At 41.3% G+C, this 25,921-nt stretch carries 21 protein-coding genes; 11 read left to right on the top strand and 10 right to left on the bottom strand.

The annotated features are described in order from the left end of the window. Nucleotides 1-22 precede the first annotated feature (22 nt). The 5 genes from BFS30_RS04630 to BFS30_RS04610 are packed head-to-tail and all read left to right on the top strand — an operon-like array spanning nucleotide 23 to nucleotide 8,738. Nucleotides 23-3,523 (top strand): SusC/RagA family TonB-linked outer membrane protein, encoded by a 3,501-nt coding sequence (locus BFS30_RS04630; protein ID WP_069378197.1) that lies wholly within the window; start codon nucleotides 23-25, stop codon nucleotides 3,521-3,523. 26 nt (nucleotides 3,524-3,549) lie between these two features. After that, on the top strand, nucleotides 3,550-5,145 hold the full coding sequence (locus BFS30_RS04625) for a SusD/RagB family nutrient-binding outer membrane lipoprotein (RefSeq protein ID WP_069378196.1): 1,596 nt from the start codon (nucleotides 3,550-3,552) through the stop codon (nucleotides 5,143-5,145). A 17-nt stretch (nucleotides 5,146-5,162) separates the two neighbouring features. Then, nucleotides 5,163-6,152: a glycosyl hydrolase family 18 protein gene (locus BFS30_RS04620; protein ID WP_083251960.1), complete on the top strand. Its 990-nt coding sequence runs from the start codon at nucleotides 5,163-5,165 to the stop codon at nucleotides 6,150-6,152. A 40-nt stretch (nucleotides 6,153-6,192) separates the two neighbouring features. Continuing rightward, nucleotides 6,193-7,536 (top strand): glycosyl hydrolase family 18 protein, encoded by a 1,344-nt coding sequence (locus BFS30_RS04615; RefSeq protein WP_167353128.1) that lies wholly within the window; start codon nucleotides 6,193-6,195, stop codon nucleotides 7,534-7,536. Between the two features lie 2 nt (nucleotides 7,537-7,538). Further along, nucleotides 7,539-8,738 carry a DUF5009 domain-containing protein gene (locus BFS30_RS04610; RefSeq protein ID WP_069378193.1) on the top strand — a complete coding sequence of 400 codons (1,200 nt, stop codon included), beginning with the start codon at nucleotides 7,539-7,541 and terminating at the stop codon, nucleotides 8,736-8,738. Here the strand turns inward: BFS30_RS04610 and BFS30_RS04605 are convergent, their stop codons facing one another. Further along, entirely contained in the window at nucleotides 8,739-9,320 is a 582-nt protein-coding gene (locus BFS30_RS04605) for an RNA polymerase sigma factor (protein ID WP_069378192.1), read from the bottom strand. Nucleotides 9,321-9,395: 75 nt separating this feature from the next. Between BFS30_RS04605 and BFS30_RS04600 the strand changes: the two genes are divergently transcribed. Next, the gene (locus tag BFS30_RS04600; RefSeq protein WP_069382297.1) at nucleotides 9,396-9,959 is read left to right on the top strand and encodes a thiamine pyrophosphokinase; all 564 of its coding nucleotides are present in this window, start codon (nucleotides 9,396-9,398) and stop codon (nucleotides 9,957-9,959) included. Further along, on the top strand, nucleotides 9,956-10,450 hold the full coding sequence (locus BFS30_RS04595) for a GNAT family N-acetyltransferase (RefSeq protein WP_069378191.1): 495 nt from the start codon (nucleotides 9,956-9,958) through the stop codon (nucleotides 10,448-10,450). The genes BFS30_RS04600 and BFS30_RS04595 overlap by 4 nt, the downstream gene beginning before the upstream one ends. A gap of 3 nt (nucleotides 10,451-10,453) precedes the next feature. Here the strand turns inward: BFS30_RS04595 and BFS30_RS04590 are convergent, their stop codons facing one another. Genes BFS30_RS04590 through BFS30_RS04575 form a run of 4 tightly spaced genes read right to left on the bottom strand, consistent with a single transcriptional unit; the run spans nucleotide 10,454 to nucleotide 18,073 of the window. Further along, on the bottom strand, nucleotides 10,454-13,768 hold the full coding sequence (locus BFS30_RS04590; RefSeq protein WP_069378190.1) for a S41 family peptidase: 3,315 nt from the start codon (nucleotides 13,766-13,768) through the stop codon (nucleotides 10,454-10,456). 15 nt (nucleotides 13,769-13,783) lie between these two features. Beyond that, nucleotides 13,784-15,094, bottom strand: coding sequence for a M20/M25/M40 family metallo-hydrolase (locus BFS30_RS04585; RefSeq protein ID WP_069378189.1), 1,311 nt, complete (start codon nucleotides 15,092-15,094; stop codon nucleotides 13,784-13,786). A gap of 27 nt (nucleotides 15,095-15,121) precedes the next feature. Further along, nucleotides 15,122-16,951: a M61 family metallopeptidase gene (locus tag BFS30_RS04580; RefSeq protein ID WP_069378188.1), complete on the bottom strand. Its 1,830-nt coding sequence runs from the start codon at nucleotides 16,949-16,951 to the stop codon at nucleotides 15,122-15,124. A gap of 21 nt (nucleotides 16,952-16,972) precedes the next feature. Next, complete coding sequence (locus BFS30_RS04575; RefSeq protein ID WP_069378187.1) at nucleotides 16,973-18,073, bottom strand: DUF4407 domain-containing protein; 1,101 nt, start codon at nucleotides 18,071-18,073, stop codon at nucleotides 16,973-16,975. A 170-nt stretch (nucleotides 18,074-18,243) separates the two neighbouring features. On the opposite strand from BFS30_RS04575, the gene BFS30_RS04570 reads away from it, so the two are divergent. Together BFS30_RS04570 and BFS30_RS04565 are read left to right on the top strand one after the other, a co-directional pair. Beyond that, nucleotides 18,244-18,561, top strand: coding sequence for a rhodanese-like domain-containing protein (locus tag BFS30_RS04570; protein WP_069382296.1), 318 nt, complete (start codon nucleotides 18,244-18,246; stop codon nucleotides 18,559-18,561). 3 nt (nucleotides 18,562-18,564) lie between these two features. Then, a complete protein-coding gene (locus BFS30_RS04565; protein WP_069378186.1) occupies nucleotides 18,565-18,768 on the top strand; it encodes a DUF6358 family protein in 204 nt (67 codons plus the stop codon). Here the strand turns inward: BFS30_RS04565 and BFS30_RS04560 are convergent. Then, nucleotides 18,740-19,777 (bottom strand): dipeptide epimerase, encoded by a 1,038-nt coding sequence (locus BFS30_RS04560; protein WP_069378185.1) that lies wholly within the window; start codon nucleotides 19,775-19,777, stop codon nucleotides 18,740-18,742. The two genes, BFS30_RS04565 and BFS30_RS04560, sit on opposite strands and share 29 nt — an antisense overlap. 87 nt (nucleotides 19,778-19,864) lie before the next feature. Between BFS30_RS04560 and BFS30_RS04555 the strand changes: the two genes are divergently transcribed. After that, on the top strand, nucleotides 19,865-20,833 hold the full coding sequence (locus tag BFS30_RS04555; protein ID WP_069378184.1) for a hypothetical protein: 969 nt from the start codon (nucleotides 19,865-19,867) through the stop codon (nucleotides 20,831-20,833). Here the strand turns inward: BFS30_RS04555 and BFS30_RS04550 are convergent. The 3 genes from BFS30_RS04550 to BFS30_RS04540 are packed head-to-tail and all read right to left on the bottom strand — an operon-like array spanning nucleotide 20,816 to nucleotide 23,888. Next, nucleotides 20,816-21,430 carry a rhomboid family intramembrane serine protease gene (locus tag BFS30_RS04550; protein WP_069378183.1) on the bottom strand — a complete coding sequence of 205 codons (615 nt, stop codon included), beginning with the start codon at nucleotides 21,428-21,430 and terminating at the stop codon, nucleotides 20,816-20,818. The two genes, BFS30_RS04555 and BFS30_RS04550, sit on opposite strands and share 18 nt — an antisense overlap. Before the next feature lie 3 nt (nucleotides 21,431-21,433). Beyond that, nucleotides 21,434-23,173 (bottom strand): M14 family metallopeptidase, encoded by a 1,740-nt coding sequence (locus tag BFS30_RS04545; protein WP_069378182.1) that lies wholly within the window; start codon nucleotides 23,171-23,173, stop codon nucleotides 21,434-21,436. 19 nt (nucleotides 23,174-23,192) lie between these two features. Further along, nucleotides 23,193-23,888, bottom strand: coding sequence for an outer membrane beta-barrel protein (locus tag BFS30_RS04540; protein ID WP_069378181.1), 696 nt, complete (start codon nucleotides 23,886-23,888; stop codon nucleotides 23,193-23,195). Between the two features lie 28 nt (nucleotides 23,889-23,916). Between BFS30_RS04540 and pepT the strand changes: the two genes are divergently transcribed. Continuing rightward, the gene (gene pepT, locus BFS30_RS04535) at nucleotides 23,917-25,170 is read left to right on the top strand and encodes a peptidase T (RefSeq protein WP_069378180.1); all 1,254 of its coding nucleotides are present in this window, start codon (nucleotides 23,917-23,919) and stop codon (nucleotides 25,168-25,170) included. 40 nt (nucleotides 25,171-25,210) lie between these two features. Here the strand turns inward: pepT and BFS30_RS04530 are convergent, their stop codons facing one another. Next, nucleotides 25,211-25,894, bottom strand: coding sequence for a class I SAM-dependent methyltransferase (locus tag BFS30_RS04530; protein ID WP_069378179.1), 684 nt, complete (start codon nucleotides 25,892-25,894; stop codon nucleotides 25,211-25,213). Nucleotides 25,895-25,921 lie beyond the last annotated feature (27 nt).

Raw genomic sequence — 25,921 nt, 5'->3', positions numbered from 1 at the left:
AACCAAACTAACCAAACCCAGTATGAAAAAAAAATTACCCCCTTATTATTTTTTTTATGGACTCTTATTAAAAACCTGTTTATCCTCTATCCTGATTCTCTCCTTCTCGGGATTTGCACAATCCAAGGACAAGCTATATTCCTTTAATTGGAAAAACACCACCGTTCTTACTGCTTTTAAGCAAATTGAAGGTCAGGCAGGAGTCCATTTTTCTTATAATCCTCTTGACTTAAACGTCAATACGCGAATTGATCTTAAAATTGAAAAACAAAAGATTGATGAGGTACTGAATGCCATTGCTAAAAAAGTAAGTATAAAATACCAGATCAATGGGCAGACCATTATGATACAGTCCTACCAGCCTGTACCCCATATGAATACCATTTTTACATTAACAGGAAAGGTAAACGATGAAAAAGGATCGGCCATCCCCGGTGTGGTAGTCGTCAATACGAAGAATAATAAAACTGTGGCAACTAATGCTGAAGGAGGATTTTCTATTCCGGCAGACCAGGGAGATGTGATTCGTTTCAGAATGTTGGGATTTCAGGAAACAGCGATTGTAGCCACTGAACAGCAAAAAAGTGTAACCATTGTTTTAAGAGAAGCGACTACTGAATTACAGGAGGCCGTGGTAACTGCCTTAGGAATTAAAAGAGAGCAAAAATCTTTAGGGTATTCCGTATCTGAAGTAGATGGAAAGGGATTGAAAAAAGCAAGAGAGATTAATGTTATCAACTCGCTAGCAGGCAAAGTTCCTGGATTGATTATCACCGGAACAGCCGGAGGACCTGCAGGATCTTCCCGTGTCATTATTCGTGGGAGTACAACTGTTACAGGCAATAACCAGCCGCTGTATGTGGTTGATGGAGTACCTATAGACAATTCTAACTATGGGGGGACAGGCTCCGGGCAATATGCGGGAGGGCTTGATTTTGGGGATGCCATTTCTGCTATCAATCCGGATGATGTGGATAAAATCAGTGTCCTGAAAGGGGCCTCCGCATCGGCTTTGTACGGAGCCAGAGCTGCTAACGGGGTAATTCTGATCACTACTAAAAAAGGAATTGGATCTAAAGACCTGGGGATTGAATTTAACAATACTTCATCTATTGAAAGTCAGCTGACCAGTTATGATGGTTATCAATCTCTGTATGGTCAGGGAACCAAGCAACAGTTAAATACATTGGCTATACAGGATTACAATACGTTAACCAAAAATTTTGGAGCCCGGATTGATCCGGATTTAACGGTCATTACCGGAACCGGCGAACGCAGACCTTATGCCTATGTGAAAAATAATATAGATGGTTTTTTTCGTACAGGTTCAACCTTTACCAATACGCTTTCCTTTACAAACGCTTCTGATGTTTCTTCTTTTCGGTTTTCTGCATCTAATCTGACAAATAAAGACATCATTCCGGCAAGTGGAATGCATAGGAACTCTTTTACTTTTAACGGGAGTTCTAAATTCGGATCTAAGATTACGCTGGAAGCAAGGGCCTTTTACATGAACGAAAAAGTGAACAATAGGCCATCACTGGCTGATGATCCAGCTAATATCGGAAACAGCTTCCTGTCTCTGGCAAATACTGTAGATCAGGCCCGTTTTAAAAATGAGTATAAAAATGCAGATGGAAGCTATCTGGACTGGAACAATGGAAACCAGTACCGCCTGAATCCTTACTGGGTTATCAATGAAATGAAAAATAAAACGACTAAAGATCGTTTAATGGGCACATTACAACTCAACTATAGCATTTTAAGCTGGTTGAATTTACAGGGAAGAGCATCCGCAGACCAGACAGATCTTGACTTTGAAAAATTTAGCCCAAGATCAACACCGGGAGCGCTCACCGGAACACTGGATCAAACAAAAAGGAAATTGAAAACCATAGAAGCAGACCTTTTGCTTTCTGCCGAGAGACAGGTGACCCCTTCTTTAAATTTATCTGCCCGTCTGGGAAGCAGCATTACCAGAAGTCGTGCGGATGGAAGTATCCTGCAGTTCACAAATCAGACCGTGTTAGATGTGGTAAGCCCAACCAGCTATACCTCTCAGTCGGTACAGCCCACTGCGTATAGAAAGGGCTTTAACTCTGTTTATGGGATCCTGGCAGCAGGTTATAAAGGATACCTGTATGTAGATGCTACACTTCGTCAGGATGCCTATTCAACCCTGGCTTTAGGAAAAAACAGTAAGCTTTATCCCTCATTGAGCGGGAGTTTTATCTTCACAGAAGCTTTGAAAATTGATAAAAAAATCTTGTCATTTGGTAAAATCAGGGCTTCCATAGCACAGGTTGCATCTGATACGGATCCTTACCTTACCGATGCATATTATGCCACAAGTCCGTTGCCATTTAAGGGACAGACGATCGGAGGGATTTCAACAAGTATTAAACCAAACGCTGACCTGAAGCCAACAACTACCCGTTCTTATGAATTTGGAACAGAACTTAAATTCTTTGGCCAGCGGCTGGGGCTTGACCTTACTTATTACAATTCGAAATCAAAAGATCAGCTAAATATCGTACCGATTCCTCCTTCTTCCGGGTACAAGAATGAAATCAGGAATGCAGGAGTGATCTCCAATGAGGGAGTAGAGGTTGCATTGAGTGGAACACCGGTCAGCAGCAAAGATTTTAGTTGGGATATCAACATCAGCTTTGCAAGAAATGTGAATAAGGTAGAATCTTTAGCTCCCGGAACACCCTTTTTAAGTCTTTCTGATGCCCGATGGCTTGGGGTATCTGTCGTTGCTCAGCCGGGTGCTTTGTATGGTGCAATTCTGGCTTTTGATTATCAGAAAGATCCTCAGGGAAACATTATACTCAATCCGATAGACCTTCAACCAATGCTAAGCCCTACGCGGCAAATTGTAGGTAAAGGAGTATTCGACTGGACTGGGGGATTGAGCAGTACATTCAGATATAAAAACTTTAGCCTGGGAACAATTTTCGACTTGAAATTTGGAGCAGATTTACTCTCTCTGACCAATTATTCTGCAGCCGGTTCCGGAAGTCTGAAAACAACATTGGGGGGAAGAGCAGAGTGGATAAAGTCTGAAGAAGATCGTCAGGCCGCAGGAAAAACCATTCAGGAGTGGACAGCAGCTGGTATGGTAAGAGGACTTGTTCCGGTAGGCGTAGTTCAGATAGGGACCAATCCTGATGGAACTCCGGTATATAGCCAAAATACCAAAGCGATCGATCCTTCAGTGTATTGGGGAAGAATCCTCGATGTTTCGAACTCCGTTGCCAGACCTTTTATTTATGATGCTTCTTATGTTAAGATCAGAGAAATTACTTTGAATTATCGCCTTCCTTCATCATTGACTGCCAGGTGGGGAGTAAAAGATGTGCAGGTAGGCTTAGTGAGCCGAAATCCATTTATTCTTTACAAAAATGTCCCGAATGTTGATCCCGATTCGAATTATAATAACGGAAATGGGCAAGGCATTGAATATGGCTCTCTTCCGGGCAGACGCAGCTTTGGACTTAATTTAAATTTTAGATTTTAACAGGTAAGTATTTAAATAAAATAACGATGAAAACGATTTTAAAGACATACCTCCTCAGTTTATTAACGATTGTTGGATTATTCAGCTCTTGTAAAAAATTTGGGGATACAAATATTGATCCTACAAGATCCTCTAACCTGGACCCCTCGGTACAGCTTTCGTTAATTCAACTCCGGTTTTCGGGTGATCTCAATGTGAATGAACGAACCACTTTTATGATGACCATGCCTTTGGTACAACATATTGCCGGACCTTATAGCAACCGTTGGGGAGGAATATATTTCAGGGATCCTAATATCATGGGGGTGCTTTGGGAGGACTCTTACGGAAGTGATCTGGTGAATGTAGTTGATGCGGTAAAAAGAACAACTAATGTGCCTGATAAAACCAATCTGAATGCGATTTGCCGCATTATGAAGGTGTATAACTTTGCAAGGATGACTGACTTGTATGGTGACCTTCCCTATAGCGAAGCGGGTCTTGGCATTAAAGCCAAATTTGATACTCAGGAAGAAATTTACACTAACTTTTTTCAGGAATTAAAAGCGGCCCGGGCGCAGCTTGATGGAGGAAAGGATGTGGTAAAGGGAGATTTGTTCTACGGCGGGGACATCAATGCCTGGAAGAAATTTGCCAGCTCCTTACGTTTAAGACTGGCCATGCGCCTGGTAAAACGGGATCCGGTAAAAGCAAAGGCCGAAGCTCAGCAGGCTTATAATGAGGGTGTCTTTACCAGTAATGGAGATGTCTGTAAGCTGGATCATGAAGATATTCAGAATCCTTATGAAGATGGTAAAGGAAATATCCGGGGTAATGGTGTATCGGCTTCATTCTTTAACGGAGGAGGAATTCCCGGACGTTTTACCACCCCATTTCTTGATCAGCTCCGGACAACAAATGATCCCAGAATGAAATATATGGTAAAATACTATGTAGATATCCCTGGTGGTAATCCTTTAAGCAGGATTGATCTTACTGAGCCTCTGGTAGAAAAAGTAGGCTATGTTGGCGTGATTCCTGGAAGCTATATATGGGATGGATTTTTACCAAATGTCATTGTAGATATCCCTGGAAAGGGACCCTATACTGCAGTTAATAATGACCAGAAAGCACAACCTGCAAATTTCCTGCTTCGTTTTAATGCCCCATTTCTGCATCTCACCTATTCAGAGGTAGAGCTTTTACTGGCCGAAGCTACGGTTCGGTTTGGACCATCTTTTGGCGGAACAGCTGCAAGCCATTTTGAAAAAGGAGTCACAGCTGCTTTTCAGCAACTGGGGTTCTTTCCGGGAGGACCAACAGTTCCGGCTAATGAAATCAACACCTTTATTCAGGGAAACCAATTGATCTCGGGAAGAGAGATTGAGACGATTAATAAACAGCTGTGGATTACATTATTCTTAAACGGGCCTGAAGCTTATGCCAACTGGAGAAGGTCTGGTTTCCCTAATCTGCTGCCTGCAGTAGGTGTGTCTGAAACCGGAGAAAGCCTGACTATTCCAAGAAGGTTTGAATATCCTTACCTGGAAGAGGAACAGAATAAGGCAAACTTTGAAAAAGTTTTACCGGCATTAGGTGGGGTAGACAGCTGGACTAAAAGAGTATGGTGGGATAAGGAATAACATTAAAAAAGAGAAGTATGAAAAATATAAGATTATTGGCCCACCTCATTTGCTTTTCCCTGATGCTGACGGGATGTAGTAAGAATCCGGTGACCGCAGCGGAACCAGAAATAGAAAAAGTTGAACGCTTTAAAGTAATTGGATACCTGTTTGCCGATGGGGATTTACTGGTTAAACCTGCTACGATTGATTTTAACAAAATCACCCATTTAAACATCGCTTTTATTAATCCCGATGCTTCGGGAATTTTCGCTCCTGTTAAAGGGTTAGCGGAACTGGTGAAGAAAGCACATCAGCAGCAAGTAAAGGTGATTGCGGCTATTGCAGGAGGAAATCCTCCTCAGTACCTTAAAGATCTGCTAAAACCAGATAAAAGAAAGGTATTAGTGGGTGGGTTAATACAACTGACCCGGACTTACAACCTGGATGGAATAGATGTAGATCTGGAGGGCGATTTTGTGAATGAAGATTACGAAGCCTTTGTAACTGATTTATCTGCTGCCCTTAAAAAAGAAAATAAGCTGATGACGGCTGCGGTGGCCACCTGGAATTCTGCTGCTTATTCTGACAAAGCATTGGCTTTATTTGACCTGATCAATATCATGTCTTATGACCAGACCGGGCCATGGCGAAAGGATAAACCCGGGCCTCATTCTACCTATGAGGCTGCAGAGGCAGATTTTAATCATTGGAATGTGTTAAGAAATATTCCCGCAGAGCGGCTCATCCTTGGGCTTCCGTTTTATGCTTATGGTTTTGGAGCAGATATTCCCGAAAGTCTGACCTATGGAGAAATTGTACAACTGTACCCTGGTGCTGAAAAGGTTGACCTTTGGGAATTACCCGGCAAGGGAACCTTTTACTATAACGGTTGGCCCACCCTACAGAAAAAACTTTCTTATGCCCGGCAAAAGAAAGCTGGAGGAGTGATGATCTGGCAACTTTTGGGAGATGCCGGCGGAGCACTTTCTCTGCTCAATGCAATCCACAGAGAAATTGAAAATTAATTTAGATAAACAGATGATTACATCATTTAAGATATACCATATGGGAAATATTAAACACCTGATGCTTTATGTGGTTTTACTAACTTGTTTAGTAGGTTGTAAAAAGGGAAAGGAAGCAGATTACGATGATAATTTTCATCCCAGAATTATAGATAATAACGGGGTTTTTACCAGCCCCAACAGAATCATATTCCAGGGGCAGTCTGCTATATATTCGGGACTGGCATTTTCCCCTAAGCCGATAGAGAAAACGAAAATTTCCTGGAAAGTCAACAATAAGGAAGTATCAACGGATACCACTTTTACCTTTGCTCCGGTAGCGGGGGGAGAATATGAGATTAAAGTGGAGGCTACTTATAACGGTCAGACTTCTACGCGCATCTCAAAAGTGTTGGTGAGCCCCTCTACCTATACACCCAAAACTTTTACGAATGTGGCGGTAGCTTATCTGACAGAAAATGCAGTCGCTGCAAGTGTTGACTATGCAACAGTAACACATATTGTGTATACCGGAGCAAGGGTAACCCCAACAGGAGCTGTGGATTTCTCTAAAGGCAACCAGGCACAGAATCTTGATGAACAGGTGGCAAGGGCTCACATCAACAAAGTGCCGTTGTTACTAGGAGTAACAGGAACCTTATCAGGAATCGATGGCTGGTCGCTTTATAATAATGCTGATTTTGGATCAGTGATTAGCGATCCTGTGAAAAGGGTTGCGCTGGCGACAACAATAGCTCAATATGTAACTGACCATAAAGTGGACGGGGTAGATATCCTGATGACGGACCTGGGAAATGACGATGCAGCAATTACCAACAAGAACATGCAGTCAATAGGTCCGTTTTTATCACTGCTCCGTACGGCCTTGCCTACACAATTGTTGACTGTCTCTGTGACCACTAATTATTTGCACTGGGACTATCCGGTGGCCGATTTTGCTAAAGCAGACTGGGTTAATGTGCATGCTTATGAAGATGGGGTTCATGTTGGTCCGGATGCACCAAGGGGGCAGCCTTCCGGGTTTGACTTTATGGTTGCAGGGGCGGATATCTGGAAAAATAAGATGCCTAAAGAAAAAATCGTTATTGGTATTCCAGCATTTGGTTTACGCTATAATGAGATCAATGCTGCGGGAAATAACCTTGGCTGGGGTTCTTATGATTACATGCCTTTTAAGGATATCCTGAGCCTGGATCCTAATGCTCATCAGAAAGAAATGTCGGACATTAAATTTGGCGTATATTACAATGGTATTCCATTGGTGGATAAAAAAGCTGCATATATCAAATCAAATGGTTTCAAGGGAGCTTACCTCTACGCCGGCGACTATGATGTAAAAGGAGCAAACTCATTAATGGGCGCGATTTATAAAACACTAAACTAAGGATGACAGGCAGTACACCATTGAAAGATTCAGGAAAACGCCTGGTAGCTATTGATGCTTTAAGAGCTGTGGTAATGGTTCTCATGATCTTCGTAAATGACCTCTGGACGTTAACAGGAGTTCCGGTCTGGTTGGAGCATGCAGCAGCTGATGCCAATGAGATGGGCCTTGCTGATGTTGTGTTCCCTGCTTTTTTATTCATCGTGGGGTTGTCTGTTCCTTATGCGGTTCACAGCAGAAGGAAAAAAGGGGATAATGATTTGCAGCTCTTTTTACATATCTCTTCCCGTACGGTTGCACTGCTCATTATGGGATTTTTTCATGTGAATATGGAAGGGTATAGTGAGACTGCTCTGCTTAGCAAGCCACTATGGCAAATCCTGGTTACGATAAGTTTCTTTCTGATCTGGCTGGACTATTCTTCCTACAAAGCGACTTTAAGTAAATGGCTGAAGGTTCTTGGAATGCTATTGCTCATTGGAATGGCCGTTTTATTTGAAAGCGATGAGGCATCCGGAATTATGGCAATGAAAGTTCAATGGTGGGGGATCTTAGGGCTGATTGGCTGGGCTTACTTTATCTCCAGTTGTGTCTTTCTTTTTTCAGGCGGAAAATTGCTGCTGCAGATCTTAGTATTTTTGTTTTTTCTTGGTTTTAGTATCGCCAATAATCTGGGATGGCTGGACCTTTTTGAGCAGATACGGCCCTACATATGGATTGCAGGAGACGGAGCGATGCCTGCTTTACCAATGGCGGGAATCATCACGGCATTACTATATCGTAAATTTGGAAGCAAAAGTTCAAATTTCTGGGTAGGCATTATGGCTTTCAGCATATTGTTGTTCTTGTTTGGCTATTTTACAAATCCTTTATGGGGAATTTCCAAAATAAGAGCCACGCCATCCTGGACGAGTATCTGTGCAGGCATAACAGCCATTGCTTTTGCACTGATGGTTTACCTGACGGAGGTTTTAAGCCTGCAGAAGTGGTATTTGCCGGTTAAACCTGCAGGAACGAGTACATTAACCTGTTATCTTTTACCTTATATTCATTATGCATTGCTGACCCTGATGAGCATTCCTCAATTGCCTCTTTTCTTAAGAACAGGAGAAGTGGGGCTACTCAAATCTTTGTGTTATGCGTTGATTATAGTAATGATTACCGGATTACTGGAAAAGCGAAAGATCCGGCTAAAGATTTAATTAGAAGAATGGCCAGATAAAAAGAAGATTTTCGCGCAAGGCATTGATGGCATTATGAAGGGTATTGTAAACCGTTCTTTCTGTTAGCAGCGTCTTGTGCGCGATCTCTTTAAAGGACAGACATTCATAATAGCGCATGAGGATGATCTCTTTCTGCCGGGGCGTTAATTTTGCAAGGGCGTGCTTCAACCTCTTTTTCAGGTACTCATCTTCCTGGCTTGCAATTAAGATCGATTCATAGGATCTCACACTTAGTACTTCTTCTTTAACATTTTCTAAGGGAAGGTTGTTTTCAGGATCATTGCTGAACGATTTTTGGTGAGTCTTATAAATGATCCGTTTGTAAATGGTAAAAACATACTGCTGAATATTCCCTACATCACCCAGTTTATCCCGTATGGCCCAAAGTTCTATAAATAAATTCTGAATGCTTTCTTTTATCAGCTCCGGGTCCCGGTATAAAGACAGGCCAAACCGGTATAGATCGTCATAAAAGAGATTGAAACAGGTATACAGGCCTTGTTTTTCCCCTTCCACTAACAGCTTCCAGTTTTTTATGATACTGCGACGATGATCATCCATACATTAGTCATGATTTATCTGGAAAGGGCGTTTGAATTAGACGAAAATAAGAAAAAAATAAGATATATTTGTCTTATGTCATCACATCACATTGTTCGCGAAAAACAGGAACCAGCACTGTATATCCATCATTTAGGTGCTTTTAATGAAGAGTATCTGGGGCAGCTGCTGGAATGGAGCCCAACCTTAATTGTCAATGCAACGCTCTATGAAAAAATCATCAGCCTTGGGTTAAAAGTAGACCTGGTAGTTAATCCTAAAGGTCAGGACTTCTTTCAGGAAAACACAAAGTTGATCCAGGCATCAACGGAGGAGTTAGATGCGGTATTGGATTACCTGATTGCAGAGAAATATCCGGCTGTGAATGTTATTGATGCTAAAAGTAACCTCAGGGAATTGGGGAGTTACATCTCTGAAATTAATATTGTGGTATTTACGGAAACTGAAAAATCTTATGCCATCAAATCAGGATTCAGTATTTGGAAACCTAAGGGAAGTATTTTTAAGATTGAAGTCATCTCTTATTTTGAAACCAGCAATCTGAAACCAGAAGAAAATGGTGATTTCAGCGTAATTAATGATGGATTTGTGACGTTTGATTTTACAACACCATATCTGTTCATCAGTGAAAAGCTATGATCCTGCTTAGAAAAGGAAAAGAGAAAGACCTGTCGGTGATTCAGCAAATTGCCCATATTGCCTGTCCCCCTTCTTATGAAAAGATTCTCAGTGGGGAACAAATTGAAAATATGTTGGACAGAATGTATAATAAAGGGATTCTGCTGGAACAACTGCTGGGTGGGTATGTGTTTCTGATTGCAGAAATCAATTCTAAAGATGTAGGCTTTGTTTCTTATTCTGTGATTGAAGCGATTAATAAAGTCTATAAGCTGCATAAACTTTACGTTTTACCGGAATGTCATGGAAAGGGAGTCGGAAAATTTCTGATCAACGAGGTCCTTGACAAGGTAAAGGCAGAAGGTGGACGCAGGCTGGAATTGAATATTCACCGGGAAAATAAGGCAAGAGATTTTTATGAAAGCGCAGGCTTTACTAAAAAAGAAACCGTTAACCTTGATTTAGGCAACGGTTTCTTTATAACTGATGAGGTAATGGAAAAGATCATCTAAGGTCTATTGACCTCTGATCGGATCCTTAGGTCTCGTTACATTAGGGTATTTATATGTTTTTATTTCCTCCTGAAGCTGTTGAACCGTACGCTCTAACTGAGGATCTCTTCCTTCCAAAAGGTCTTTAGGAGTTTGTTCTACAAAGATATCAGGTGCAACACCTTCATTTTCAATAATCCATTTTCCGTTAGTATCGTATATTCCGAAGTTTGGAGAAGTGATGCTTCCGCCGTCTATCAGACTAGGATAGCCACTGATTCCTACCAATATACCCATCGTAGTGCGACCTACCAATTTGCCTAGTCCTTTATTTTTGAACATATAGGGCATCATATCTCCACCTGAACCCGCATTCTCGTTGATGAGCATCGCTTTTGGACCGAAAATTCCATTACCTGGAGTGGTAAAGCTCTTTCCATCTCTTATGGCCCAGTAACTAATCAGCTCACGACTTAGCAGGTCAATCACATAGTCTGCAACCCAGCCGCCGCCGTTGTTCCGTTCGTCCATCAGAAGCGCTTTCTTGTCCATCTGCGAGAAATAATACCGGTTAAAGTAAGTATAACCATCAGGGCCGGTATTCGGCATATATACATAGGCAATCTGTCCGTTGCTCAGCTTATCTACTCTTTTGCGGTTATTCTCTACCCAGTCCATTCTTCTCAATTCCATTTCCTGGCCGATGTTAACCGGGACTACCACTACTTCTCTGGCGCCGTCAAGACTTGGTTTACTGTTGATTTTTATCGCCACTTGTTTGCCAGCTTTGAAGTCAAAAAGGCTATAGATCGATTTTTTTGCTGTTACAGGGATACCCTCTATAGCAACAATATAATCGCCTTCTTTAATGTTTAAGCCTGGTTCAGCAAGAGGAGCTTTAAATGTTGGATTCCAGTCCAGGCGGGTAAAGATTTTGCCAATCTTATAAAAACCATTGTCGATTTCATAATCAGCACCCAACATCCCTACGCCAACTGCAGGAGCACTCGGTTCATCACCTGGTGAGATATAGTTGTGTCCAACGACCATTTCTCCCATCATTTCATTGAATACATAGGAAAGATCAGAACGATGGTTTACATAAGGAAGGAATTTTTCATACTTTACTTTCATTGCCGGCCAATCTGCACCATGCATGTTTTCTACGTAGAAGAAATCCTTTTCCATTTTCCAGACTTCATCAAACATCTGTTTCCATTCTGCTGCGGGATCAACCAATACCTTGATGTCGTCCAGTTTCAATTTACCACTTTCAGAACTGGCTGGCTTTTTACCAGCATCTACAATATAGTAGTTGCCTCTGGAACCGTATAACATAGATTTTCCGTCAGAACTGACGCTTAACCGGTTAATTCCACTGATCAGGGTAGAGGCCTCCATCTTTTTCAGATCCAGCGCGCCTAGTTCTCCATTTCTGAAATAAAGAACCTGTCCTTCCACACTTCCATCCACACCCTGAATACCACCCGAAGGAATAGGCAGAGAGATGATCCGGTTACTTAAATCGGCAAGATCTACTTCAATCGACTTATTAACTGCTGCCGGAGCGCTTTCTTTGCCTTTCTCATCTTTCCCTTTTTTATCTTTTTTAGGGTCTTCTTTCTTTTTTTCCGGTTGTTCTTCTGGTTTTACACTTTCCTCATCACTTTCGGTCTTGTATAATGAAGGTGTTTTTTTAGAAAGGATCAGAGCATAAGCACTGTAGTTTACCGGACGCTGATAAGCAGACATATGTAACCCGCTATTGGTTAAACCTACATCGGTACTGGCAGTAAAGAAGAGATATTTCCCATCACGGCTAAAGCTTGGAGAGTTGACCTCACTCATTCCGTCTGTAATCTGGGTATGGGTTTCTGTTTCCACATGATAAAGGAAAGCCGCACTTACCATATTCTGAAGCGTGGCTACATAAGTAAGCCACTTAGAATCCGGAGACCAGGCTGGTTGAAGCGCACTAAAACTCCTTCCTGTAGTTGAACCCAATTTATCTGCCTTTACCAATACTGGTTTTTTTGCATTGATATCGACATAGAATAGGTTCAGGTGAGCATCGCCATAAGCAATTTTCTTACTATCCGGCGACCATATCGGCTGATAGTAAAATGGGGTGTTTCCCAAAGAAATATAAATCGGAGCTTCTTTTGTCACCTGATTCAAAAGGACAAGCTGATAATTACCATTCTTGTCAGAAAGGTAAGAGATATATTTTCCATCCGGCGACCAGGATGGGAATTTCTCGAAACTGCCAGGGGAGTTTGAGATGTTTCTGGCATCTCCTTTTTCTTTCGGTACGGAAAAAATTTCTCCGCGACTTTCGAACAATGCTCTTACTCCTTTCGGAGAGATCTCAATATTACGGATGCCGGCAGCCATATCAATATAATGTGGGCGCTTATAAGGGGCATCAGCCTGAATATTAATGGAGATGGTTTTTACTTTATTGTTAGTGGTTTCCAACAGGTGTACTTTACCTCCTTGTTCAAATGCCACTACTCCCTGACCAACAGTTAATGTTTTGATGTCATAGTCTTTAAAGTTGGTCAGCTTTTCTGTTTTCTTAGTATTAATGTCATAACTGAAAAGGTTCATAGTGAGGTCCCTGTCTGACAGGAAATAAATCTTATTGCCCAGCCATTGTGGTTTCACATTATTGGATCCTGTACCTGGAATGATTTCTGTACTTTTTGTTTTGGTATCAAAGATCCAGATCTGTGGCATTCCACCACCGCGGTAACGTTTAAAAGCAACATTAGAACGTTCTGTTGGATCTGTATTTTTTATATATGCCCAGTAACGCTGATCTGCTGAAGGAGTTCCCTGTACAGCTTCCGGCATTGGCAAAGCCTGTTCATCGGTGCCGTCCAGATTCACTTTGTGCATTCTCGGACTTAGTGCAAAACGAAAATCACGGGTAGAAGTAAAATATAGTTGGTTATTTCCGATCCATCCCCTCAATACATCTGGATTGGGGTGAAAAGTAACTCTTTTTGGGTCGCCGCCTTCAATAGGAATAACATATACATCGGTATTGCCATCATAATTTCCGGTAAAAGCAATTTGCTTCCCATCAGGAGAAAAAAGAGGGTTTTGTTCTACTGCAGGGTTTACAGTCAATCTTCTGGGATTGCTTCCGTCTTTACCAGAAATCCAGATATCTCCACCGTATACAAAAGTAAGGTGATTGGAACTTACAGCCGGACTTCGGATTAAAAGTGTTTCTTGTTGAGCAGAGGCTGGTAAAGCCATGCCCATCGTGATGCAGACCGACAGTGTGGCGGTTGCAAGGAGGGTTAGTTTGTTAGGTTTAATAAAAGTCATATGGGGGTATGATAGTTAGTTACTTAATTTGGGGATTCTGGTAGGGGTATCAATGCCTTTTATAATGCTGATGGCACTTTTGGCAATTCCCTTTATGGTAGAGAGAATATTGTCTGCATCCAGTGTTTCATATTCATCCTTTACCGTATGGTAGAATTTATCGCTGTCGATCTGATCTGTACTGATGGTATGGGCAGGAACGCCAAGTGCAGCTAAGGTAGCATTGTCACTTCTGTAAAAAAGATTCTGTTGTGGATAAGGATCAGGATGGAAAGTAAATTCGGTTCCCTCCAGGTTTTTTTGCAGGATCTTGCCAAAGTCGGATTTATCGAATCCGGTAATAAAAGCGGTATTCTTGCCAAATTTGCTGTCCTTTCCGATCATTTCAATGTTGAACATAGCAACCACCTCATCTGGGTTTAGCTTCTGCGAAAAATGTTTGGCACCAAAACCTCCGATTTCTTCTGCAGTAAAGGCAACAAATATTAAAGTCCGCTCATTATTATTTAGCTTTTTGTAATACTTCGCCAACGCAATCATTGCAGTGGTTCCTGAAGCATCATCATCGGCACCATTGGCAATACTATCTTGTCCATCGTTATTTTTAATGATGCCTAAATGATCATAATGACCTGAAAATACCACCAGCTCTTTGGCTTTTGACTTTCCAGGGATCACACCTGCTACGTTGAAGAGCGAAAGTTTTTCCAGTTTACTTTTTACTTCTACCTTAAAATCCGTAGCAACGGTTTCTTCTCCCATTACCAATACCAATGCAGAAGAAGGTTCATTTGCTTTCTTTTCATCGATCTCTGCTCCGCCGGCAAGGTAATCTTTGATTCTTTTAAAGATATCGGCGAATTTTGGATCTACAAGGATCAGCTGTTTTTTGTTTTCTTTGCTTAATGCTCTGATCTGGGCCATGAAAGGCTTCTCCGGATCCAGTTTCAGCCACCCACCGCTGTTTGACTTATCAAAAACCAGATGTTCAACGGTATTGCCATAAACAAGAACGTTTGCCCCCTCGATTTCCTTTCCATCAATAATCACTTTGGTACTTAAGGGTTTTAGTTTTTGTTGAAAGAAAGATTGTCTGAATGTATTTCCTTCCAGTGGCTTTAAACCAATGCTTTTAAACTCAGCTTCAATGAAACTGGCGGCTTTATCTATCCCTGGAGAGAAAGTGGCCCGGCCTTGCATCTCGTCACTGCTCAGCGTTTTGATCAGACGGTCTACATAAGGCCTGGTAATGATTTTATCAATATTTTGCGCCCATGTCTGCTGGGCAAGAAACAATGCGAATAAGGTGTAAATTGTTTTTTTCATTATGATGGTATTATTGCTTTTTAGGAATTATTGTCTAATGTTTGAGTTTAACCATTGAGCTCTAAAGGTAATCATCGCCGGACTAAGTTCCGAACCTGTTTTTTCAATAGGAACAACTTCCAGGTAGGGGTTTTCGGCGAGCTCCAATGTCGCGGATTTCGGAATGCCCCTATGTAGATATTGGACGGTGATACTTGTTCCAGGTTGATATTTTCCAATGAGGTCTGCCAGGCCTTTCTGGTCTTTAATTTCTGTGCCTTCAATGCTTAATAAGGTATCGCCTACGTCAAGACCTGCATTGTAGGCAGGACTCCCGATTAAGGTATTACCGGCAATGGACACCTTTCCATCTGTAGCCTGAAGTCTGTTGATTCCTGTCCAGGCTTTTCCGGGATTGGCTTTTCTGACTACGAACCCTGCATTTAACAGGAGTGAGGTATAATCATTTTTGTCAGTTCCGTAAATATATTTTCTGAAGAATTCCGATGCAAAACTTTTATTCGTTAGTGTCGCTAAAACGGCTTCCAGATCCGGAATTGTATAAGCAATTTCTGGTTTTCCATGAGCCTTCCATAAGGCACGCATGTAATCATCCAAACTGAGCTTGAACTCCGCTCTTAACCGTAAATCCAATGCCAAAGCTGTCGAAGCACCGTAGGTATAATAAGAGGTGAAAATATTGGTTTTATTGCTTTGGTCTATAGCGACTCCTGCATCTGCAAATACGGCATAACGACTAGCCTGAACAGGGCTATAAAATTTTGCCCCGGGCGTATTTAGCGCGGTATTGACCAGTCCGGCATAGGTTTGTGCGGCTTGTTCCAGTGTTCTGAAGCCGGCACGTTTTAAGGAAAGTTCTCCATAATACTGGGTGAAACCTTCTGCAATCCAAAGCTCATCACTGATATTGGAGTGAGAAAAATCAAATGGCTCCAGTGTCTTAGGCCTTAAGCGCTCTACATTCCATGCATGAAAGAATTCATGGGAAAATGTTCCAAGCAGATCTGCCTCATTTCCTGCGATCTTATCTGTTCGTTCTACAATCGAGGTCGAATTTCTATGCTCCATCCCATCTCCGGCATTTTCCGGATGAACATCCTGTAGAAAGTAATAGTTTCCATAATCGAAGGTTGGATATTCGCCCCAGATAGCCTGTTGTTCTTCCACTACTTTTTTTACCATCAGACCATATCCGTCAATCACTTCCTGAGGATCATTGGAATGGGTAACCAGATGAATGGTTTGTATTTTCCCATCAGGATTCTTTGCGGACCAGTTGCTGGTTTTATAGTTGGAAATCTCTGTAGGGCTATCCATGAAATATTGGAGATTGGCCGCGTAATATTTATCGTTGCCAAGCGGTTTAAGCTGGGTTGCAACTTTCCAGTCCTTTTTTTCAGGATATTTAAAATGTACAATTCTTGGACGGTTATCCATTCCTACGGGCCAGGCAAAGGTTGCGGGAATATTCATATGGGCATGTGTTTCATCAAAACCCGCATAAGTACCGTCTATCCAGTTCCCATATAAGGTATAGCTGATTTTTACTGATTTTCCTGGTTTATCAATCAGGTAAACATCTCCTTCAGGTTGTTTCAGCTGAAGGGGTTTTCCATCGGTATCGAAAGCCCTGACATTATAAATGTTTTTTCCGAATTCATGAGTCGCATATCTTCCCGGGGAGGATCTGCTCATTCTTACTTTTAAAGAACCATTGGGAATGGAAGGAATGTGCATTACAATTTCTGCCTCGTGGTGAATGGCGTTAGGGAAACTTACTTCATAGCTGATCTCATTTTGTGCATTGACGGTAAAAGCCAAAGCGCAGAAGCCTAATCCTAGTATGGTTTTTTTCATCGGGGTATATTTGGTTTCAGGTTATTCTTCGTCAGTAGGAGGATGCATTAATCTCCTTTTCCTTCGCTCAATCTCTGTAGAAACGCGGGTGTCATGAACAGCGTCTATCACTTCTATTTCATAATCTTTATCTTTATCGGACTCGTGTACCTGACTGGTTTCCAGATTCTGAACCGAGTGATCATAGGGGCCACTGCTGCTCATCAGCTTAACGAAAACAGGAAGGCATTCAAAGAAAATAAAAAGCAAGCCGATAAAAGTGACGGCCAGTGACGTATTCAGATCTCTCGTTCCATCAGTATTGAAGCTCAGTTGTCCCAATGCCCAGTTGCGATCCGCAAAGCCGGCAATGCTGGTAAGGCTGTCGAGTTGTTTTCCGGTGTAGAGTTTCTCCGTCATGAGCCCATCAAACTGTTTCCTTCCATCTACGAACTTTTCCATTGCCCTGACATCTGCGGTTAGCGTATCGAGGTTTTGTTCCCTTTGTCTGAGCTCTGCTTCCTTTCTCTTTGCATAAGGTCCGTAACCCATTACACCGGATGTTTCTGTCGTTTTATTACCGAAGATCTCAAAGTTAAGCTTCTGACGATCCGTTTTTATGGCATTTGTAAGAGAGTCTCTTTCGGCTTTAGCCTCATTGAGTTTATCGATTTCGATCTTATATTTATTTTCAAAGGCTAGATTCAGGGTATCTATTTTTGACCGCTGATTATTGAGATAGCTCACCTTAAGACGCTCTTTAATCTCTTTATCAAAGATTTTAAGCTCCAGTGGGCGGGAAATGACGATTCCGATCATAATAGCCAGTAAAATCCGGGGAGTAGCCTGCAGGAGCTGTTTATTGGTGCTGGAGCTTTTGTTGATACTGGAAACAATATACCGGTCCATGTTAAAAATTGCAAGGCCCCAGATTAATCCAAAAAAGATGGCAAAAAGAACGGCAGCGGTATCCCCTTTAAAAACGAAATACATGGCGTAGCCACCGGAGAGGGCTGCAAATAATCCGGTAAAGAAAATGGTCGCACCTATTCCAATATATTTGTTATGCTCGGTGGGATGTTTTTCAAGTGTAGAAATGTGTGCCCCGGAGCAAAACCAAAAGAAGCGGGATATAGCATTCATGATGTAAAAATCAAAGTTAATAAAGACTTACTATTAAACGCCCGGCTCACCTAGTTGTTACAGTAATTTGCTTGAAATGATTCTATTATCTTCATGTTAATGTGATTTTGTGGTTTTTTTGCCTTTAATAATTTCGGCATTGCTTATCTTTGAAAAAAGCAAAATATATGATTAAGGAAATAACAGTTCAGGAATTGAAAGCAAAAATCGATAATAAGGAAGATTTCCAATTGATCGATGTAAGGGAAACTTTCGAATATGAGACATCGAACCTTGATGGTCTGAACATCCCTTTGGGTGGTATCCTGATTGAAACAGATAAAATTGCCCAGGACAAACCAGTAATTGTGCAATGCAGAAGTGGTAAAAGAAGTGCAGCTGCAATTATGCAATTGGAGCAAATGCACGGATTTACAAATTTATACAACCTTAAAGGTGGAATTCTTGCATGGCAGGAAGCGTTTGATCCTAATATGCCGGTTTACTAAGACATGGGAAAGAAAATTGCATTAAACGTTTTTTACAACCTTGGGCTTATTGTATCCATCTTTGGAGCAGTATGGGCTTTTAACAATACAAAATACCTTGTCATTGTCCTTTTCGTGGCGACAGCAGCGTTCTTTCTTTACCTGAAGCTGCAACTCATTAAGGACATGCGTGCGGCACTTAAGAAGAAGGAAAAAGAGCTGGGTTAATCCCCTCCAGGCCTAATCCTGGCACATCTTTTAAATGATATTTCCCCGCAATGATTTGCGGGGCATCAAAAGGATTATTTTTAGTAAGCCAGGGACCATCCAGGTCTGCCCAGTCGCAAAGCGGGGCTAAAGCCATTCCGGCCTGTGTGGCACAAGAGGTTTCGCTCATGCAACCAATGAGTACTTTCATCCCTAAAGAGCGGGCTTTTTTGATCATTTGATGGCCCTCGTACATGCCGGTGCTCTTCATCAACTTAATATTCACACCGTGATAAGCCCCTTTTAAAGCATCCATATCACTTAATCTTTGTACGGCTTCATCCGCGAGGATTGGAATCGGACTACGACCGGTTAGCCAGGCATTTCCTTCCAGGTTGGTTTTGTCCATTGGTTGCTCGATCAGTACCACTCCCTGGCCATGCAACCAGTAAATCATATCAATCGCTTGTTTCCGGTCTGTCCATCCCTGATTGGCATCCACATATAAAGGGACATTGCTTACCGTTCTGATGGTATTGATTAATTCTTTGTCGTTATCTCTTCCCAGTTTTACCTTCAAGACTTTAAAATCTTTGGCACCGGCTACTTTCTCTTTGATAACATCCAGACTGTCAATACCAATTGTATAAGATGTTACCGGCATTTTTAAGGGATCTGCACCATAGATTTCATAACAAGGTTTTTGCAGGATTTTTCCGTTCAGATCATTCAACGCAATATCTATTGCTGCTTTTATGGCGGGTTGTCCTTTTTCAATACTGTCCAGATAGGCTATGATCTCTTCAAAATTGAAGGGAAATACGAACCTTTTCCAATCTACTTTCTTTAAAAAAGACAGGGCCGTTTCCGCACTTTCCCCCATATAAGGAACCATGGATGCTTCGCCGTATCCATATTTGCCCTCATAATTTAGTTTCAGGAGCATAATCGGTGTGCTTGTTCTTGAAAATTTAGCAATAGCAAAAGGATGTTTCAGTTCCAGGTTATAAGGGGTGTAGGTTGCCTGCATGGATGTTTATTGGCTAAAGTAATATCAAAGTTAAAAAATCGGTGCTTCAGCGAATGTAAAAATAATATACTTAATATTGTGCCCTGTATGAATAGCACAATATACCAGCCCTTTAAAAATTTCGATTTTAAATATAAAAACTGTTTTCTGAGCGGAGATACTTTTAAGTCACCGGTAGAGGAGATTAACATTTTGCCTTCCTGGCTTTTGGAAGTCGCTAATTTTAGTGGCGAGGAACAGATTAAATTGCTGGACGAAAGCGTGAGGTCTTACAATAGTTTAAAGGTGCCTTGTAATACAGAAGTCCAGGCTCATTTTATACAACCATTAGAGGAAAAGATAGCTGCAGCTTTTTCTATTGGCTATGATGCCGTTTCCAAACTTGATGAGGAGGATTTATTTAAGTGGATCGGAAAGTTCATGTACAGTTTGATTTATGTGGAAATGAATGCTGCGGTACGTTTGCAGCAAATCAGTTCAGACGGTGTGAATATGTCGCAGGGACTGATGCATAAATTTGGCAACCTGAATACCATGATTCAAAGTATCTATCTGGATGTGGTATATGAAGATTTCTGCCCATGGTCTATTGTTGTTGTTCCTTTGGAAGATCAGGATACGGGTTTCAGTTTCCGTGATGAGATCAATACCTTAACTTTTTCATTAAAGCTTAAGAATTTTGGCATTATTGCCTGCCTTCAGGATAATGGAACCAATAAGAAATTTCATCAGGAAATCTTAGATCAGATCGGAAAATCACCTCTTTCTGCACCCCAATTCGAAGAAATTTGTGCAAGATTCTACTATTCCGCATATTTATTCAACAGGCTTCCGGAATATGCAATTATGCCTGTAGAGGGTTCAATATACATAGATGCAATGCCGCTTAGAGGAACCTTAAACAAGCCTTTGTTTGATCATTGGCAACATAAAACATATGCCCAGGTATTACAGGATTTCTGGAAACCATGGGGGCATACGTTATTTGAGATCATTAAAGATCCGACGAATCCAATGAGTTATTTTGTTCCGCCTGCTCTACCCGTTACCGGTTAATCTTGCGATAAAGTTTGGAATAATTCCCGGAACAAGGAGAATAGTGATGATCATTCCGGTTAACGCACCAAAGAAATGTGCATCATGGTTGATGTTATCCTGAGATCTTTTCGACATCTGCCAGCAATAAGCCAGGTACAATAATCCAAATAACCATGCCCAGATTGGAATTGGTAAGGGAAAGATCATCATTTTTGACATGGGATCATGTAGAATGAAGCTGAACAATACCGCACTTATTGCTCCTGAGGCACCCAGACTATTGTACCACATATCGTCTTTATGTTTGATGACAGAAGGAATGTCGCTTAGAATCAGGCCGAGGAAATATAATATACCAAATTGCCATGAGCCAATCATTGCTTCCAACCTAAAGGCAAAGAAGAAGAAGGTCATCATATTAAATATCAGGTGCATCCAATCGGCATGAATCAGCCCGCTGGTAATTAAAGTATATAGCTTATGTCTTCTGGATACGCTATAAGGATGTAGCATGAATTTTCCAAATAGCGTATGGTCATTGAAAGCATAGATGCTGGTAATAATCGTAAAAACAAAAATAAGGGAGGCTACTGGGGTATTATTGATATAATCCATTTTTTATTTTAAGGTTAAATGTTCGTTTGTTAGTAATCTGGCAATTGGATAGCGGGTATGCGTTTTTTCGTAGTAGTCGGAATTTTTATAGATAAAATTGAGTTGTGCTGCCGCGTCTTTTGCCATTTCCGGCTTTGCTGCTTTTTCTTTTTCCAGTTTTTCTCTTAGGCCCGGATCTTTTTTTAAGAGTTCTGCAGCAGTATCTTCAAAAACATAAGCAGAAAAGTGTTCTTTCATCCCCAGTATGGCATCAAAGAAATTCCAGTTAAAGAATGAGTCCATTGCCTGTGGCTCTAAGGTTTCTACAATATACCTGTTGGAAGGCTGGTTTACATAAACAACATAATCCCCGGTATAAAAAGGAAGCTTTTGAAGCGTTGGATTTACTTTAACAGCGCTGTGCAGGTAATGACCTTCATAAGGACGTGTTGTCGTTTTATAATCACTGATGTAATACATTTCTACCGGAATAACGGCATCTTTTGTCAGTTGTTGTACTTTGACCTGATTGAGTTTTAAGAGCTCCACAACTTTAGTCCAGGCCTGCGGTATGAGGTATGCAATGGGTTTACTGATGGTTAAGGAAGGCTCAAAGGTATTCCAATATTTAATTTCTTTGGTATAAGGTTCATTCCTGTCATAGTACAACCTGTTGAGCCCGCTTACTTCACTCGGTTTTTGCCTGGCCGCATAACCTTTAAATACAATGGGTTCTTCTTTTTTCTCGTTGAGCTTCCATTCCAGGGCAAATTCCTGTTGTGCAGCAATGGCTGCATCTGCTTTTTTCTTGTTTTCTCCGATTATTTTTGCATCTCTTACCACCACATCAATATAGGTCTGGAGTAGTTTATATGTCGCGTCCACCCGTTTGTCATAGGCTTTTAGCATGTGGGTTTCCGGCATAAAACCAATGGTATTGTGTAAAGTCGTATATCCGGTAGAATAACGTGGAGACTCCAAAAAGCCAGTGATTCCCTGATCTGGTGTTTCTTCAATGGAGTTGACATAAGGAATCATTTCATATCCTTTTTTCTCCATCTCCTGATATAGTGAAGGAACCAGTGTTTGGGTCATGTAGGTAGAAAGAACCGGCTGAAGTTTATCTTTATGTGTAGGGATGAGCGTCATGGTATATTGATAATCGGCTCCGTTGCTGGTATGGGTATCTACAAATATTTCCGGTTTCCAGATATTGAAAATTTCCTGGAAAGAGTGTGAGTTTTTAGAATCCGTTTTAATAAAATCCCGGTTTAAATCATAGTTTTTACTATTTCCCCTGAATCCATAAGCTATTGGCCCGTTCTGGTTTGCTCTTGATGTTGAACTCCGATTGAGACTCCCATCAATGTTATACACAGGAATGATGCAGATGACAACATTTGCAGGTAGTTTATGCGCTTTCAGCAAGTCTCTGGCAAGCATCATACTTGCATCAATTCCCTCAGGCTCTCCGGGATGGATGCCATTGTTGATGAGGAGCACTCTTTTATTATTCTTTTTTATCGTTGCCGGGTCGAATACCTGATCTTTGGATAATACCAATAGGTGCAGCGGTTTGCCCGAGTCTGTAGGACCATAACTAATTAATTTAGCCTGAGGATAAGTTTTTGCCAGGGCCTGATAATGCTGAATCACTTCTGCATAAGTGGCTGTTTCTTGCTTATGACTACGCTCAAAGGGAGTCTGTTGTGCTAAACTGTCTATAGTCGTTAAAAGAAGTAAAATGAAAATTATGCGGCGCATTGGTTTTGTGGTGATAAGGTTAAAACACGGTTTTTTTAAAAAGTCCGACACTGCCGAATTGATACCTCAGTCCGACGGAAAAATAAGTATAGATATCAGGATTACCACTTCTGAACTTTTTTGAGGAATCGTCATAACCATCCAGTCCTTCTCCAATGGTCAGGTTACTTTGGTAATTGAAGTTTAAAATATAACGGGTATAGTCTGAATGATCAGAAAAATAAAAGTTTATACCAACATTTACGGGAAAGAGCAGGTTTTTTGAACTTTCCTTTCCAGGGTATAACGGCACCTCCCGGTCTTCTTTAATTCGGTCTACTTTGTTGAGGACTAAACCAAGTCCAGTGCCCAGATAGAGCCCTTTTATAGTATTGGAAAAGCCATTTTTTTCATAATCAATTAAAGCCCCCAATGCGATTCTGCCGTTCAATGTAAAAGCTTTGTAGGAATTGGTAAAATAGCGTTCATTAGCGGGAATCTTGGTATCGTCTCCCTTGATTTTTCCCATTTGTCCTTCTATTCCTGCACTGATAAAAGGGGTAAAGTAGTAATCGGCCAGGCCATAACCGGCGAGCCCAAAGGAATGTTTTTTCAGATCCGTGAAAGACTGGGTAACTCCAAAACCACCCCCAACGCTTATTTTATAGAAGTTGGATTGTGCCTTAACATGAATGCAGAACAGAAGTGACAGGCACGCGGTGAGAATTGTTTTCAAATTATTTAGCTTTGTTTTTTTTAAGACTATGCTAAAATATCAAAATAAAAACAATTCCCTTCAAAACCGATTTGCAAAGTATGTGCAGATTGATACGCAATCAGATCCGGCATCTGCCACCATTCCATCTACAGAGAAGCAAAAGAACCTGGGGAAAGTTCTTGTAGCAGAATTATTGGAAATGGGGATTACCGACGCTCATCTTGACGATTTCGGCTATGTATATGCTACGATTCCCTCCAACACAGAAAAAAAAGTTCCTGTGATCTGCTTTTGTTCGCATATGGATACTTCTCCGGATTGCAGTGGAACGAATGTAAAGCCAATCATTCATGCCAACTATCAGGGGGAGGATCTGGTACTTCCTGACGATGAAAGTATCGTTCTGAAGATGTCTGAGCATCCGGATTTAAAAGATCAGATTGGAAATGATATCATTACTGCAAGTGGAACAACACTTCTTGGTGCGGACAATAAAGCTGGATTGGCAGAGATTATGGAAGCAGCGGCTTTCCTGGTCACAAATCCGGATATCAGACATGGGGTCATTAAAATATTATTTACTCCGGATGAAGAAATCGGCAGGGGTGTAGATAAGGTAGATCTTAAAAAACTAGGTGCTGATTTCGCCTATACAATCGATGGAGAAACCTTAGGATCTATCGAAGATGAAACTTTTTCGGCGGACGGTGCAGTATTGACGATCAATGGTGTAAGTACACACCCTGGTTTTGCCAAAGATAAAATGGAAAGTGCGATTAAGATATTATCAGATGTCATCAGTTCTTTGCCTTCTGATTGTCTTTCTCCGGAGTCAACAGAACTAAAAGAAGGATTTATTCATCCGGTAACGATTTCTGGAAGTGTTGAGCAGGCACAGGCCCGTTTTATTTTGCGCGCTTTTGACGATGAACAGTTAGAAGCCAACGGCGAATTACTGGATGCTACCGTAAGAAATATCATTGAAGATTTTCCGAATTCTACCTATGAACTGAAGATTACGGAGCAGTACAGAAATATGAAAAAGGTGCTTGATGAATATCCACAAGTAATCGAATATGGTGTTGAGGCTATAAAAAGAGCTGGAGTTACACCAAAAAGACAGAGTATCCGTGGAGGGACCGATGGTTCACGTCTTTCATTTATGGGCCTGCCTTGTCCTAATATTTTTGCAGGTGAGCATGCTTTTCATGGTAAACAGGAATGGGCTTCGGTTCAGGACATGGAAAAAGCAGTAGAAACGATTATTAACATCTCTGCCATTTGGGAAGAGAAAGCATAATTAAGTAGAAAGCCTGGTGGCCACACCAGGCTTTTTATTTTTAAAGGGTTAATCTCGCCAGGTATTGATCCTGGTCATCTTCGAAGATGATTTCAGTAGTCCATCCAATTGCTTTTGCCAGATCAGCCAAAGTCTTCTGGTCTATATAGATCCACTTGAACCAGTTTCCTTTAATAAGTTTATATTCATATCGGAAGCTCACTTCTCCATAATATCCTTTTGAAGGAAAAGGAATATCCTCATATAGATAAGAAAGATCGGAGCTGTCAAAGACGAGTTGTCCACCGGGGTTAAGCAGGCCTTTAACCCGGTTAAGAAATGTTTTTAATCCTGAAATGGAGCCAGTGAGACCAATTCCATTCATCATGAAAAGAAGGGTGTCGTATTTTTGATCCTTGTAAGTAAGGATATCTCCTTCAATAGCCTGTTTTAATCCGCGTTGCTTCATTATTTCTACAGCAGAGGCAGAGATGTCCATACCTGTGACATTAAACCCGCGTTTTTGAAGAACAAGCGCATGACTACCGACACCCGCCCCTACATCCAGCACTTTTCCTTTACAGAGGTTCAGGGCTTTCAGCTCCAGTTCAGGCATTTCGTCTTCATTTCTGAAATAAATGTCAACCGGCATTTCTTCCGGATAATCAAATGAATTATGCACCCACAGGGTTTCTGCGGGTGGTTTAGTAAATTGATCTTTTAAAGCCTCACCAAAAACGTCCATTGGACAAAGATAAAAAAGCTTTAATGA

The organism is Pedobacter steynii, from assembly GCF_001721645.1.
In the GTDB taxonomy this organism is placed as follows: domain Bacteria; phylum Bacteroidota; class Bacteroidia; order Sphingobacteriales; family Sphingobacteriaceae; genus Pedobacter; species Pedobacter steynii_A.
The sequence above is the reverse complement of the archived record's forward strand: the minus strand, read 5'-3'. Positions and strand labels throughout refer to the sequence as shown.